The 14,680-nt window shown below is 58.3% G+C and carries 13 protein-coding genes; 9 read left to right on the top strand and 4 right to left on the bottom strand.

Translation table 11 applies throughout. The features are described from left to right. Positions 1-198: 198 nt before the first annotated feature. The 3 genes from DSM3645_RS03875 to DSM3645_RS03865 all read left to right on the top strand — a co-directional run bounded on the left by DSM3645_RS03875 (position 199) and on the right by DSM3645_RS03865 (position 4,691). Entirely contained in the window at positions 199-1,917 is a 1,719-nt protein-coding gene (locus DSM3645_RS03875) for a hypothetical protein (RefSeq protein WP_237564750.1), read from the top strand. A gap of 324 nt (positions 1,918-2,241) precedes the next feature. Continuing rightward, positions 2,242-2,583, top strand: coding sequence for an FHA domain-containing protein (locus tag DSM3645_RS03870; protein ID WP_002650720.1), 342 nt, complete (start codon positions 2,242-2,244; stop codon positions 2,581-2,583). 170 nt (positions 2,584-2,753) lie between these two features. Then, positions 2,754-4,691, top strand: a complete 1,938-nt coding sequence (locus tag DSM3645_RS03865) for a thioredoxin domain-containing protein (RefSeq protein WP_040351585.1) — start codon at positions 2,754-2,756, stop codon at positions 4,689-4,691. A gap of 5 nt (positions 4,692-4,696) precedes the next feature. Here DSM3645_RS03865 and DSM3645_RS03860 read toward each other — a convergent pair whose 3' ends face one another. Further along, the gene (locus DSM3645_RS03860) at positions 4,697-5,686 is read right to left on the bottom strand and encodes an ABC transporter substrate-binding protein (protein WP_002650718.1); all 990 of its coding nucleotides are present in this window, start codon (positions 5,684-5,686) and stop codon (positions 4,697-4,699) included. A gap of 112 nt (positions 5,687-5,798) precedes the next feature. Then, entirely contained in the window at positions 5,799-6,326 is a 528-nt protein-coding gene (locus DSM3645_RS03855) for a phosphatidylglycerophosphatase and protein-tyrosine phosphatase 1 family protein (protein ID WP_002650717.1), read from the bottom strand. A 204-nt stretch (positions 6,327-6,530) separates the two neighbouring features. On the opposite strand from DSM3645_RS03855, the gene DSM3645_RS29195 reads away from it, so the two are divergent. The 4 genes from DSM3645_RS29195 to DSM3645_RS03835 all read left to right on the top strand — a co-directional run bounded on the left by DSM3645_RS29195 (position 6,531) and on the right by DSM3645_RS03835 (position 11,192). After that, positions 6,531-8,048: a family 16 glycoside hydrolase gene (locus tag DSM3645_RS29195; RefSeq protein WP_002650716.1), complete on the top strand. Its 1,518-nt coding sequence runs from the start codon at positions 6,531-6,533 to the stop codon at positions 8,046-8,048. Between the two features lie 54 nt (positions 8,049-8,102). Continuing rightward, positions 8,103-8,969, top strand: coding sequence for a ThuA domain-containing protein (locus tag DSM3645_RS03845; protein ID WP_002650715.1), 867 nt, complete (start codon positions 8,103-8,105; stop codon positions 8,967-8,969). Positions 8,970-9,072: 103 nt separating this feature from the next. Then, on the top strand, positions 9,073-10,419 hold the full coding sequence (locus tag DSM3645_RS03840; RefSeq protein ID WP_002650714.1) for a right-handed parallel beta-helix repeat-containing protein: 1,347 nt from the start codon (positions 9,073-9,075) through the stop codon (positions 10,417-10,419). Positions 10,420-10,499: 80 nt separating this feature from the next. Beyond that, positions 10,500-11,192 carry a DUF2293 domain-containing protein gene (locus DSM3645_RS03835; protein ID WP_002650713.1) on the top strand — a complete coding sequence of 231 codons (693 nt, stop codon included), beginning with the start codon at positions 10,500-10,502 and terminating at the stop codon, positions 11,190-11,192. A gap of 316 nt (positions 11,193-11,508) precedes the next feature. Here the strand turns inward: DSM3645_RS03835 and epmB are convergent, their stop codons facing one another. Continuing rightward, on the bottom strand, positions 11,509-12,549 hold the full coding sequence (gene epmB / locus DSM3645_RS03830) for an EF-P beta-lysylation protein EpmB (protein ID WP_002650712.1): 1,041 nt from the start codon (positions 12,547-12,549) through the stop codon (positions 11,509-11,511). 202 nt (positions 12,550-12,751) lie between these two features. Here epmB and efp point away from each other — a divergent pair, with 202 nt between their 5' ends. After that, positions 12,752-13,318: an elongation factor P gene (gene efp, locus DSM3645_RS03825; RefSeq protein WP_002650711.1), complete on the top strand. Its 567-nt coding sequence runs from the start codon at positions 12,752-12,754 to the stop codon at positions 13,316-13,318. Positions 13,319-13,435: 117 nt separating this feature from the next. Beyond that, a complete protein-coding gene (locus DSM3645_RS03820) occupies positions 13,436-14,200 on the top strand; it encodes a DUF3050 domain-containing protein (RefSeq protein ID WP_040352089.1) in 765 nt (254 codons plus the stop codon). Positions 14,201-14,305: 105 nt separating this feature from the next. Here the strand turns inward: DSM3645_RS03820 and DSM3645_RS03815 are convergent, their stop codons facing one another. After that, on the bottom strand, positions 14,306-14,587 hold the full coding sequence (locus tag DSM3645_RS03815; protein ID WP_002650709.1) for a hypothetical protein: 282 nt from the start codon (positions 14,585-14,587) through the stop codon (positions 14,306-14,308). Positions 14,588-14,680: the final 93 nt, after the last annotated feature.

The following is a 14,680-nucleotide window of genomic DNA, read 5'->3' as shown; positions in this document are numbered from 1 at the left end:
AAAACCTGCGCTCTCTTTCGCAGGTAGTTTCTTTATGCACGGCTTGCATCCCAGGTCGCGGTGCGCAACGACCCACGCGCATGCGGCTTTCGTATTGTTCCAGCAACGGTTAAATTGTTGGCATCTGGCGCAAAGCCCCCCAACCGGCAAGCGACGGCGGCGATCACGCCGCCGAAAAAACACCTGAAGGAGACGAAAGTGAAGCTGCTACTGAAATCGACGTGGATTTGGCTCGCCGCTTTGGCGCTGGCGACCGCCCCGACGCTGGTGAAAGCGCAGGACGAAGCCGCCGACCTGAAAACGGTTGCGGTCGTCTCGATCGCTCCGTTCCAAAAAGTGCTGGGCGATTTCCAATATCTGTCAGAATTGGCCGATCAAGCTAATTTCGGTCGCATGGCCGCGATGATGTCGGCCCCCTTCACGCAAGGGATTGATAAGACGCGCCCGATCGGCGTGGTCGTTCGTACCGATGGCCAGCAGTTCAGCTATATCGGCTTTCTGCCGGTCTCCGATCTGAAATCGCTGCTGTTGATCCTGCAGGACCAAGTGGGCGAACCGCAAGACATGGAAGATGGCGTCTTCCTGCTCGAAGCCCCGTTGCCGATCTATTACAAAGAAGTCGATGGCTGGGCCTTTGTCGCTCAAGACAAAGAGTCGTTGGCCAATACGCCGGCTAAGCCTGCCGATCTGCTGGGGACCTTGGCGACCGACTATGACATCGCGGTCAAGCTGAATCTGAACAACGTTCCGCAGCTCTACCACGAAATGATCATCGCGCAGATTCGGAGCGGGATCGAACTTTCGTTGGAGCAAGAGCCCGGCGAATCGGACGAGACCTTCGCCGAACGCCAAAAGATGGTCGAACTGCAAGTGGCTCAGCTAGAGCGATTGTTCACCGAAATCACCGACCTGACGATTGGTTGGAACGTTGACAAAGCGGCCGAAAAGACCTACTTCGACCTCAGCTACAACGTTCTGCCGGGCTCAAAGCTCGCCGAGCAATTGGCGATGAACATCGGCGTGACCAGCGACTTTGCCGGATTTTTGAACGAACAGGCCGCCGGCACGCTGCATATCGCCAGCAAGATTGCCCCCGAGGAAATCGAAAACTCGGTGAAGCAGTTGAACGCTGGTCGTCAAAAGGCGTTCGCCGAAATCGAGAACAACGACGACCTGGACGAAAAGTCGCGTGAAGCGGCCAATCGTCTGATCGACCTTTCGTTTGACGCGCTGATCGAAACGGTCAAAGCGGGCAAGATCGATATGGGCATGACCGTTGATCTGGCGCCGAGCAAAATGACGTTCCTGTTTGGCGCGTTCGTCTCGGATGGCAAGCGCGTCGAAGACGGCTTCAAAGAAATGATGAAGTTGGTCGAAGACCAGCCTGACTTCCCCGGGGTCAAGTGGAACGCCGATTCGCACCAAGGGGTCAACTTCCATGTCGTGGAAGGCCCGGTTCCGGCGACCGAAGAAGAAACTCGCAAACTATTTGGCGAGACGCTGACGATTGTCTTGGGTATCGGCGAGAAGTCGGCCTACCTATCGATCGGTACGGATGCGATCGCCAAGCTGAAGAAGGCGATCGACGATTCGCTCGCCAGCGCTGGTCAACCGATGACCAGTCCGGCGACCATTGTGGTTTCCTCGAAGCCAATTCTAGAGTTCATCAAGAGCATTGATGACAACGCGCCGATCGAAGCGGCTTTGGAAGCGCTCGGCGGCAAAGATGCTCAATTGACGATCAATGGAACGGTTTCTGAGACCGGCACCAAGAGCCGGGTCAGCCTGGACGTGGGCGTCATCAAAGCGGTCGCCGCCGCCATTGCGGTGCAACAGGCCGAAAAAGAAGCCGCCGATGCGGCGGAAGAAGCCGAAGAAGCGACGGAAGAAGCCGAAGAAGCGACGGACGACTTCTAAATCAACGCCTGAATTTTAAAATTCAGCCAATCTCGAGGGGAAGCGAAGCAAACTTCGCTTCCCCTTTTTTTGCCGCTACTACTACAACCCAACCCCCTCAGCCGAGCGATCTACAGCAACCGACAAATCGTTTCTTGCGATTTATACGGGTCCGCGTAACTTTTGGCCCCGATTTTGCTTCTAATATTTATCTTCTCCTCGTCAAATTCTCCCTCCCATAGGGCAGACTATCTTCTGACGACCAAGCGAACAAAAACAGCTTGGGCTGCGTCTGGAAGAACAGAGGGACAGGATGTCTTCGATTTTTGTGCGGAACCATAAGTCATGATCGCGACCAATAAACAATTTGCTCCTTCCCCTGCGTCCGAACCGAAGGTCCATGTGCTTCGCCTGGAAGTAATCGGCGGCGCGATGGACGCGCAAGAGATGTCGTTGCAACTGCCGGTTCGAATCGGTCGCGGCGCCGGCGCTAACTTGCAGCTCAGCCATCCCCTGGTCGCTGACGAGCATTGCGATATTCTGGTTCGCGGCGAAGAGATCTTGGTCCGCGATCTGGGCTCGGAGAACGGCACCTTCGTCAATCGCGATCGGATCGATCTCGCCCAACTCGCGCCGGGTCAGTTGCTGACCATCGGCGACGTCACCTTTCGAGCCGTCGTCGACTAGCGGCTTTTCAACGAACACTAACCAAACGCGCGGCTCGAAACGGGTCGCGTGTTTTTTATGCGCCGCCGTCGCCCAACTCAGACCGCGTCGAACGCCATTGCAAATTCGCTTCTCGATGAGGGCTATGGTACGATCAACGTCCCCCCTTCGTCCTCTCGCCGAGACGCTCTATGCCTGCTTCACTTCGCACTGCTTTGCTGCTGTTGTTGACCTTGGCCGCTTGTCAGTCGTCGGCAGAAGAACCCGCCGCCGGCAAACAGCATCCCGCCAACCATCTGGCCGGCGAGACTAGTCCCTACTTGCTGGCGCATGCTCACAATCCGGTCGACTGGCGCCCTTGGGGCGAAGAGGCGCTGGCCCTGGCCAAGCAAGAGAACAAGCCGATCTTTTTGTCGATCGGCTACTCGAGCTGTCACTGGTGCCATGTGATGGAGCACGAGAGTTTTACGGACGAAGAGATCGCCAAGTTTTTGAATGAGCATTTCATCTGCATCAAGGTCGATCGTGAAGAACGCCCTGATATCGACCACGTTTATATGACGGCCGTACAGATCATGACGCGCGGCGGGGGCTGGCCGTTGTCAGTCTTTTTGACCCCTGAGGGCAAACCGTTTTACGGCGGCACCTATTGGCCGGCTCGTGATGGCGATCGTGACGCGCAAGTTGGATTTCTAACCGTCATCGATCGCGTCGCCCAGTTTTGGGAAGAGAAAGAAGCTGACCTGCGCAAGAGTGGCGACGGCTTGAGCGACTTGGTCAAAGAGGCGCTGCGGCCGCGCGTGACGCTGCAGCCGCTGACGCTGGATGAGCAACTGTTGGCGACCGCCGACGCCGCGATCGCTGAAACGTTTGACGCCGAACATGGGGGCTTCAATTTCTCGGCCGACGATCCGAATCAACCCAAGTTCCCTGAACCGGCGACGCTGCAATACCTGCTGGCGCGCGCGCGATCCGGCTCTGCCGAAGCGCAAAAGATGCTCACCACCACGCTGGATGGCATCGCCGCCGGCGGCATTCGCGATCATATCGGCGGCGGGCTGCATCGCTATAGCGTCGATCGCTTTTGGCGCATTCCTCACTTTGAAAAAATGCTGTACGACAACGCCCAACTAGCGTCGCTCTACGCCGAAGCTTATCAGTTGACCGGCAATCCCCAATATCGCCGCGTCGCCGCAGAGACGTGCGACTTTGTGCTGCGAGAAATGACCGGCCCCGACGGGCAGTTCTACTCCGCCATCGACGCCGACAGTGAAGGCGAAGAAGGCAAGTACTATCGCTGGTCGCAGGCGGAACTAACGGCGATCCTTTCGCCTGCCCAGTTAGAGCTGGCCAAGTCGGTCTATGGTCTCGGCGGCTCTCCTAACTTTGAGGAAGTCTACTTTGTGCCAGAGCTACAGGCGCCGATCGCCGAGTTGCCGCAGAACCTCAAGCTGGACGCAGACCAACTGCAAACGCGATTGCAAACGCTGCGTGAAACGCTGTTGGCGGCCCGTGCAAAACGGACGCCGCCGGCGATCGACACCAAAGCGCTGACGGCGTGGAATGGGCTGATGATCGCCGGCTTGGCCGACGCCGGCCGCATTCTCCAGCGCCAAGATTATCTCGACGCCGCCGCACGCAGCGCTGACTTTATCCTGGCCAACGTCACCTCTGCCGATGGTCGTTTGCTACGGAGTTTCAAAGATGGGCAGGCGAAAATCACCGCCTACGTCGACGACTATGCGATGCTAGTCGATGGCCTAATTGCGCTGCATGAAGCGACCGGCGAGCCCAAGTGGCTGGACGCCGCAGAGCGACTTACCAAGCAGCAGATCGAACTGTTCGGCGATCCGCGTCTCGGCGGCTTTTACTTTACGGCGGCGGACGCCGAAGAAGTGATTGTGCGGGGAAAGATCGCGACCGACAACGCGATCCCGGCCGGCAATTCGGTTGCGGCCGGCAATCTACTGTACCTGGCTGACAAGCGAAACGACGCCGCGCTGCGTGAGCAAGCGATCGCGACCGTGCGCAGCGGTCAGGCTCTGTTAGAACTAGCGCCGGCCGCAGCGCCGCGTCTGCTGGTCGCCGTCGAGCAAATCGTCAACACCGGCGCCAAAGCGGATCCATAGTCGCGCTACTGCTGCGTCGCCAGCGCGAAGATGTCGACGGCGAAGCAAACATCAGGTTTGACTTGGCCTTGCTTGACTGCGCCGACGTCGACCATTTGATCCAGCAATTCGGTCCAACGCGCAAGCGTCATCCGGCCGTACTGATCGTCATGGGGAGAAAGTGCGAGCTGGCGAATCTCTTTGGCGCCAAATTCCAGTGCGGCGACATCTAGTTCCGGATTGAGCGAAGAGATCTGCTCGTTCGTCGATTTGGACGAATCGAGGTAGTGCTTCCAGCCGCGCAAACAGGCCCGGGTCATCTTGGTCGCGAGCCCTTTTTCGGCCTGCAAGAGATCGTCACTGGTGATCAAAATACTGGTGTAAGGATTGAACCCCAACTCATGCACCATCAACGACCGGGTTTTGACCCCCTTTTCCTGCGCCACATACGGCTCACTAAAGGCATACGCTTGCTGGGTGAAATTTGGATCGCTAATAAATTGGGCCAGGTTGCCGTTATAGGGAACGATCCGCACATCTTTCAGCGGCAGTTTCTTTTGCAGATAAGCCGCGAACGTGCGCCCCGTGTTCATCGCCAACGTGCAGCTGGATAACTCGTCCCAGGTTTTGATCGGCGAATTGGCATGCAGCAAGATGCAACGCGGACTCTTTTCCAACGGCGACATCAGCGCCACCACGTTGGCCATTTGCGCGCGGCCAAGAATCACCTGGTCGGCGTTCGCGACGGCGAATTCCACGTTCCCTTGCGCCACTTGCTGAATGACGGGAACGCCGGGACCGCCGGGGATGATCTCGACGTCCAGCCCTTCTTCCGCAAAATAGCCTTGTTGCTGGGCGGCGTAAAATCCGCCGTGCTCCGCTTCAGGGAACCAATTGAGCGCCAACCGCACTTTGCGCAGCACCGGGCCATCGTTGTCGGACTGCAAGTCCCCATTCTCTGGGGTTCCACATCCAATCAGCGTCAGCAGCAGCAGAATTGCGATCGAGCGCGGCATAGCGACTCCTCCAAAGTCGAAAAGCGGACGGACCAGCCGTTTCGATATCGTAGCTTTTCTGGCCGTACACGGGAGGCGAATCGCCCGATTTTGTCGGTATCGCGGTTACCGATTACTCCGGCGGATTCGCCTGCTCTGGCGGCGCCCCATCTCCCGGCGCCGCACGCTGCGACTTTTCTTTCAGCCACCACTGATAAAACTGCTCGACAACCGGACGACGATGGACGCTCTTCAGCGTTTGGGGGCGCTTACTAATTAAAAAGAGCTGCGCCTCGGTGGGGGTCATTTCTTTCGCTTTGATCAGCCAGCAGATGACAATCGTCGCGCTGCGAGCTCGGCCCGCTTTGCAATGGATGTAAACTTGCTTGCCGGCGGCGATCTGCTGATCGATGAATTCGACCCCGCGTTTCACATCTTCTAGCGATGGGGGAACAAAGTCGATGGTCGGCAAATGAAGCTGTTCGACGCCTGATTTGGCGTACGTCGCGAGGGGGCCCGCATACTCTTGGCAGGTATTCACCACAGCGGTTACGCCGGCCGCAATGATCTCTGTGGCCACTTTTTCGCTCGGCAAAGCGCCGATCAAAACGTGCTCATCGATTCGGTCCCACCATCGCCAGCGGCGAAAAAGGCGAATCATTGACCAGTTAAAGAGCAAGGATGGGTAGAAAGCGACCGCGGCGAACGAACGACTGAGGGGTCGACGCATCCGGGGGGACGGGGGCGGATCTGGCTTAGTTTCTCCGGTCATGAAGTTCGATTATCATAGTTTGGGCTGCTTTGTCGCAACCCGTCCCCGCCCCTCCTTTCTATTTCCCACACCTATCGATGAGGTAAATCTCGCATGAAACGCTTCGTTGCTCTGTTCGCAATGCTGCTCGCGGCGCCTGCCGCTTCGGCCGCCGACGCCGGCGCTGATGTAAAGCCGCCAGACGGCTTTCAGAAACTGTTCAATGGTAAAGATCTCTCTGGTTGGAAAGGCCTGGTCGCTAGTCCGCCGAAGCGGGCCGAGATGAGCGCTGAGGCCCTGGCCGCCGAGCAAGAGAAAGCGGACGCGTCGATGCGCGAGCATTGGACGATCGAAGACGGCGTGTTGACCTATGACGGCAAAGGCCAAAGCCTGTGCACCGACAAAGACTACGCCGACTTCGAGATGTACGTCGATTGGAAGATCAAAGACGATGGCGACAGCGGCATTTATGTTCGCGGCAGCCCCCAGATTCAAATCTGGGATCCGAACCACTGGAAGGTCGGCTCCGGCGGTCTCTACAACAACAAGAAGAACCCTTCCGCGCCGACGATCATCGCTGACAATCCGATCGGCGAATGGAACACGATGTACGTCCGCATGATCGGCGATCGCGTCACCGTCAAGCTGAACGGCAAGTTGGTGACCGACAACGTCGTGCTAGAAAACTATTGGGAGCGTGACAAGCCGATCTATCCGACCGGTCAGATCGAACTGCAGCACCACGGCAACACGCTTTGGTTCCGCAACATCTTCATTCGCGAATTGGCCAAGCCGGACGAGCTCAAGAAGATTGAAGAAGCGGCGCCTGCCAAAGCGACCGCGGTTCCGAAAAAAGACCGCAACGTGCTGGTCTTCATGCGTCACGCCGGCTATCGCCATAGCTCGATCCCTGTCGGGGCTCGAGCGGTGCAATTGTTGGGGGACAAGAGCGGCGCCTTCACGTCCAAGATCACCGACGATCTGACCGAACTATGGCCGGGCAACATTGACCAGTACGACGGCGTCGTGATGGTCAACACGACCGGAGAATGGATCCAACCCCGCGCCGAAGACCTCGAGCAAATCGCCGCCAAGTACGGCGAAAAGCTCTCGGCCGCCGAAGCGGAAGCGAAACTAAAGAAAAGCCTGCTCGACTTCGTGTCGAGCGGGAAAGGGCTGGTCGGCTTTCATGCCGCCAGCGACGCGAACTACAAATGGCCCGAATTCGGTCAGATGGTCGGCGGCTATTTCAACGCGCATCCTTGGCACGAAAAAGTTGGCGTCAAAGTCGATAGCCCCACCCATCCGCTGATGGCCGCTTTTGGTGGCAAAGATTTTTCGATCGTCGACGAGATCTATCAGTTCCGCGATCCCTACTCACGCAAAGCAGTGCACGTGTTGCTGTCGCTCGACGTCGAGAAGACCAACATGGATAAAAAGAACATTCGTCGCGACGATGGCGACTTCGCCGTCTCCTGGGTTCGCAACTGGGGAGAAGGCCGCGTCTTCTACAGCTCGCTCGGACATCGTGAAGAGATCTATTGGAACCCGCAAATGTTGGCGTTCTACCTCGACGGCATTCAGTTCGCCTTGGGCGATCTCGACGCCGAAGCGACTCCCAGCGTTCAATAACTCCGTTCAATCAATCCCCCTTCAACCATCATTGCCCCCCAAGGAGACGCAACCATGTCTCGATTTCGCACCTACTCGCCCGTTTGGGCATTGCTCGCCGTCTTGGCGATCTGCACGTCAGCCGTCGCCGAAGACGTGCCGAAGAAACTGAAAGGCCTGCTGATCACCGGCGGCTGTTGCCATGACTATCCGAATCAGGTGAAGATCATCACCGAAGGTCTCAGCCAACGAGTCAACATCGACTGGGACGTAGCGCTGACCGGCAGCGGTAAAGACATCAAAGTGCCGGTCTACGAGAACCATGACTGGATCAAGCCGTACGACGTGGTCGTGCATAACGAATGCTACGGCGACGTGAAAGACGTCGAATTCGTCGAAGGGATCGTCAAAGCGCACACCGAAACCGGCGTACCGGCGATCGTCGTCCACTGCTCGATGCACAGCTATCGCAACGCCGATACCGACGAATGGCGCAAACTGCTGGGCGTCACCTCGCGCAGCCATGAAAGCCATCATCCAATCGACGTCGTCACGCTGGCCTCCGACGATCCGATCATGACCGGCTTCCCCAAGGTCTGGAAACGCCCGGTCGCCGAGCTTTACAAGATCGAAAAGCAATGGCCCAAGATGAAGCCGCTCGCCCAGGCCTACGGCAAAGACACCGACAAAGACCACGCCGTCATCTGGACCAACCAGTATGGCAAAGCGAAAGTCTTTGGCACGACGCTCGGTCATCACAACGAAACGATGAACACCGACGAGTGGCTAGGAGTCGTCTCCCGCGGCATGCTCTGGACGCTTGACGCACTGAACGAGGATGGCACGGCGAAAGCAGGCTACGCCGGAACCGGCGTCGCCGAAATCGACCTCTCGAAGCCGAACCCCGACGCCGGCAAATCGCCGAAACCGGCTGGCAAGTAGTCCTTAACAACCAAGCAAAGCCGCCGTCACCCGACCGCGGCTTTTTTACTGCGCTGCTTATAGCTCCCCACTCTTCGCACTTCCCTCCTTTGGATCTTTTCGCATGTCCCACCGTATTCGTCTGCTCTTGCTTTCGGCAACCCTGTTGATTTGTCTTGCGACTTCCGCCGTCGCCCAGCCAACGGTGCGCGACTTTGGCGCCAAAGGAGACGGCGTCGCCGATGACACGGCGGCGATTCAAAAGATGGTCGACTCCGGCGCCCAGTCGATTCGCTTTCCTGCCGGCGTCTATCGACTGACAAAGACGATCACGATCCAGCTGGATGAGGCCGGCCCGGTTGCGATCAGCGGCGACGGGACGGCGACCCTTAAGATGGAAGGCGCCGGACCTGCTCTGCAATTGATCGGCACGCACGGCGGCACCGCCGCTCCTCAGACGGTCAAGCCGAACGTTTGGGAAAAACAGCGCACTCCGCTGATTGACGGGCTCGAGATCGTCGGCGCCCATGCCGAAGCGGTCGGCGTCGAAATCAACGGCGCGATGCAGCCTACGTTGACGCGACTCTCGGTTCGCAAATGCCTGCACGGCGTCGTCTTGACCGGCCGTAATCGGAACGTGCTGATCGGCGAGTGTCATCTGTACGAGAACAGCGGCATTGGGCTCTATCTGATCGATCTCAATTTGCATCAGATCAACATCGCCAACAGTCACATCAGCTACAACGCCGCAGGGGGCGTGGTCGTGCGGAATAGCGAGATCCGCAATCTGCACATCGGCACCTGCGATATCGAAGCGAACATGTCGGTCGAACATCCCGAAGCGGCGAACGTGCTGTTTGATGCGACCACTGGATCGATGCGAGAGGGCGCGATCGTCGGCTGCACTCTTCAGCACTCCTCGGTCCCCGCCTGCGCAAATGTCCGCTTGATCGGTCGCGCGGATGAGCCGCGGAAGGTCGGTCATATCACGATCGCCGATAATGCGATGAGCGACGTCGCCGTGAATATCGACCTTCTCCATGCCCGCGGCGTGACGATTGTCGGAAACACGCTCTGGAAGGGCTTCAGCGCCAACATCCGCGCGGAGAACTGCTCGAATATGGTGATCGGGGCGAACGTGCTTGATCGAAATCCCGATTACGGCGCAGCCAACAGCAACAACGGCGTTCTCCTGATCGATTGTCGTGACAGCACCATCCAAGGTCTGCACATCAACGGCGACGCCGATCCGACGGCGGCGCTGACGTTGAGAGACTGCTCACGTATCCACGTCAATGGATGCACCATTTTGGACGCCAAAAAATACCCTCTCTGGATCGATGGCGGCAACAAAATCCGGATCAGCGGCTGCTTCTTCGACGGGTACGGCGCCAAAGAAGCTATCCGCAGGACGCACGGTTCGCGCGATATTCAAGTGGACGAATCGTCCCGCAGTGGGGATGACCAATAACGGTTGGGGCTTTGCGCCGTAGCGAAAGCGCGTATCATCGAAGGCCCGCATTCGTTTCTTCCCGCAACCTCCCATCGACCGTGCCTCAGCAAACTCGTATCGTTTCGCCTGGTCCTGCCGCGAACACCGTCCGTACGTCCGATGGGCAAGTTTTGACGCCGCCGGCCGATTGGTCGCTGCTGCCGCCGGGCGACGCCGGTCTGACGCGACGCGTGAAAGCGGCCGGCCCCACTTGGACGGTGCAGGAAAAGAAGGGACGCCGCATGTTCTCGCGCGGCGTGCTGGCGCCGACCACGACAATTGCGGCGCAAAAGGCCCGGCTCGAGCAAGAGCGCTCGACCGACGCCTACGCCAAACGTCAGGCCTCGAGCGCCGCACGGCGTGAAAAAGAACAAGGCGCCTACGTCGAAGATTTTCGAGGCGCGGTTCTAAAATTCCTGGGCTTCGATAGCGGCCACCGCGCGATCGCCGATCGACTCGCCGACGCGGTGACCGAACATGCGACGCCGGTTGGCAGCGGCACCGTCGCGCGAACCAAACGAATCCCGATCGAGCAGCGCGCCGAATCGGCGGTGATCGCCTGGCTGCGTCATCAAACGACCGCCTACGATCACATGAAGATCGAGCGGGTCAAGGGAAAACGTCGCGAAGTACGGCGGATGCTAGCCGAAGAATCACGCCGGTTGCTGACCAAATACCGTCGCGGCGAAGCGGTCAACCTGGCGGCTTGCCCATTGGCCAGAGCGCTGACCAGCACCGTGAAAGCAACTTGATCGGCCCCTTCCAAGTGATGCGCTTTCTTCATAGCCGGAAGCGCATGCTTTGAAGTTGCGCTATTTTGCCAATCCACGTCCGGTTGGCCCGGATAGCTCCGCTATCTGGGCCGACGAAGTCGGTAGGAAGCATCGGGCCGCGGTCGGACTTACTGCGGTGGTGGCTGCACCGTTTGAAATGGCGAACAGACCCCGAACTGCTTACTGGGAACAAATGCTTCCTACGGCTGCGCCGCCCCGATAGCAGAGCTATCGCGGCCAACCAGGCAAATAGCGCAACTTCAATACTCGCGCTTCGGGCTACGAAGAAGAAGCGCTACGCGATGATCGTCTTGTTCGGCTGGCCCGCGATTTCTTCGACGTAGCGCGGCACTGCGTAGCCTGGCAGGCGCGCTCGTAGTTGGCGGATGAGATCAACTCCCCGCTCGCGCGGAACCTCGAAATGGGCGGCGCCTTTGACGCGATCTAATTGGTGCAGGTAATAAGGGGTTACCCGCTGATCGATCAGCCGCTCCGAAAGTTCGGCCAGCACGTCGACGTCGTCGTTCACGCCGGCCAGCAGCACCGCCTGATTGAGCACCATCACGCCGGCCTGGTTCAAGCGATCGATCGCGGCCACTACCGGGAGATCGAGTTCTCGCGGGTGATTCGCATGGATCACGACAATCGGCGTCAGTCGCGTTCCGACCAACCACGAGAGGAGCTGATCGTTGATTCGCTGGGGGATCATGATCGGCAGACGCGTATGAACGCGGATCCTCCGCAGGTGGGGAATCGCCGCGAGTTGTTGAGCCAATTGGGCCAAAGTCGCATCGGCCAGCGTGAGCGGATCCCCCCCGGAAAGTAAAACTTCCTGAATCGAAGGATCGGCGGCCAACGCGGCGATCGCATCGCTCCACGCGGCGACTCCGCTGGGGACCTCGGCATAGGGAAAGTGACGCCGAAAACAGTAGCGGCAGTGGACGGCGCACGCGCCGGTGGTCACCAACAGCGCTCGGCCGGCGTATTTCTGCAACAATCCGGGGGTCAAAACGGCCTGATCGTCGCCAACAGGATCGACCGTAAACCCTTGCGGTGAATCAAGTTCCCGCAAAACTGGCAAGACTTGCACCAACAGCGGATCGTGCGGGTCGCCCAGCGTCATCTTGGCGGCAAACTCGCGCGGGACGAACAGCGGAAAGTCGCTAGCGGCGGCGATCGCCGCTTCGCTGCAGGCCTCCGGCAGTTGTAACAAGCGGCAAAGTTCGGCCGGATCGCGCAGCGCGGCCTTCATCGCATTTTGCCAACGGACCGGATACGGAAAATCGTCGGCCGAAGCGCTGCGGACAGGATCGCCAGAGGGAGTTACAATACGCATTTTCGTATTCTATCAGCCAGTCATCTAAAGTTGGGACCAGGAGAGATCTCCCCCCGGCCCAGATAGCCGGCTGCCAAAATCGAAACGATCCCCGGCCCCGGCAGCGGCTGGTTTATTGGCGAGACGATCGTTCCTACATGTTGGCCGCCCCCCCGGGTTCATCGCCCCCGGAGCGACCTTAAGTTTACAGCGAGAACTAAAAGTGCAGTACGGTACCAGCGACTTCCGCAAAGGCTTGAAAGTCCAGATTGATGGCGAACCTTACCTGATGACGGAATGTAATTTCGTCAAACCGGGCAAAGGGAACGCGCTTTACAAATGCCGCCTGCGAAATTTGATTCGCGGTTCGTCGCTTGATCGAACCTATCGCGGCGGTGAAACGCTGGAATCGGCCGACGTTTCGGAAACCGACTGCCAGTTTTTGTACGCGCAAGGCGACAAGTTCGTCTTCATGGAAAACACGACGTTTGAGCAGTACGAGATGACCAAGGATCAGATCGACGACGCTTGGAAGTACCTGAAAGACGGCATGCAATGCATGGCCACTTTGTACAACGACTTTCCGATTACGATCAATCCTCCAATCCATGTCGAGCTGGAAATCACCTACTGCGAACCGGGCGTTCGCGGCGACACGGCGACCAACGTTTCAAAGCCGGCGACGGTCGAAACCGGCGCCGAGATTTTGGTCCCGGCGTTCGTGAATCTCGGCGATGTCATCCGCATCGATACGCGCACCGGCGAGTATGTCGAACGGGTCAAAAAATAAGCGGCCCGCGTAATCGATCGCTTTTCACCGACGTCCCGCGGAAAAAACGGGACGTCGGGCGACCGTCAACGAGCGGCCGTTCTCCTTCTTTTTAGGCTTCTCTTGATGACTGATTCGATGGAAACACGACTCGCCAAGATCGAACAAGCAATTCAGCCCCGCCGCGACGCGCTGCTGTCGCATCCGGTTTATGAACAGCTGACCGACGTCGACGAGTTGCGTAAATTTATGCAGCGGCACGTTTTCGCGGTGTGGGACTTCATGTCGCTGCTGAAAGCGCTGCAGCGCGAAGCGACCTGCGTCCACGTTCCTTGGACTCCGCGGGCGGATGGAGCCAGTTGTCGGTTGATCAACGAGATCGTCCTGGGCGAAGAGTGCGACGAAGATGGCCGCGGCGGATATTGCAGCCACTTTGAGTTGTACCTGGACGCGATGCGCGACGTTGGCGCCAACGTCGAACCGGTCGAATCGTTTATCCACATGGTCGCGGACGGCATTGATGTCGTTTCGGCCGGTTTGCATGCGGCGCTGCCCCCCTCGGTCGATCAGTTTTTGATGCAGACCTTCGCGTTGATCGATTCGCGGAACCCGGCGGTTATCGCCGCAGGCTTCACCTTCGGCCGCGAAGATCTGCTGCCCGGCGTCTTCCAAAAACTGGTCGAGCGGATCAATCTCGAAAGCCACGGAAAAGCGAACCGCTTCCTCTACTATTTGCATCGCCATATCGAACTGGACGGCGATCAGCATGGCCCGTTGTCGCGACGGCTGCTTGCGCAAATCTGCGGCGATGACGACGCCAAATGGAATGCGGCGCAACATGCGGCCGAAATGGCGCTCGACGCGCGCATGGAACTCTGGAACGGGATGGTCTCTGGTCACTAAGCCGGGGCCGCCGCTAGCAGCGTCCAGGAATCGCTCTGGTCGGTTTTCGTCACATCGTCTACGATGGCCGGCCCTAGCCAAATTGCGACGTTTTTTCGTCGTCGGTTAGAAACCAATGAGTAGTGAGGTGATCACCGCGATGACGCCGAGCAGTCCCAGAGCAACCCACCAGAAGCTCTGATTGCTCCACGGCGAATAACGGTGGATCAGGTACTCGCCGCAGTGTGGACAAACGTCGGCTTCGCTATAGATTTCGCCGCCGCACTGGGGACAGTGATCAAGATAGTCGTCTGGATCGTCGCTCGGCAAATCGTCGTCGGTCCAGGCTTCATCGTCGACGAAGGATTCGTCGTCGTCATCAAAATCATCTTCGTCCCATCGGCTCACGATATTACCTCACTATCTTTGGTCGGCGCCGCGGCAGGGCCAAGTTGAGTCATTTATCAGATAACAGAGTGCGATTTCGTCAAGGAGGACGAA

The organism is Blastopirellula marina DSM 3645 (genome assembly GCF_000153105.1).
GTDB lineage: Bacteria > Planctomycetota > Planctomycetia > Pirellulales > Pirellulaceae > Blastopirellula > Blastopirellula marina.
This window is presented reverse-complemented; position numbering and strand designations above follow the sequence as displayed.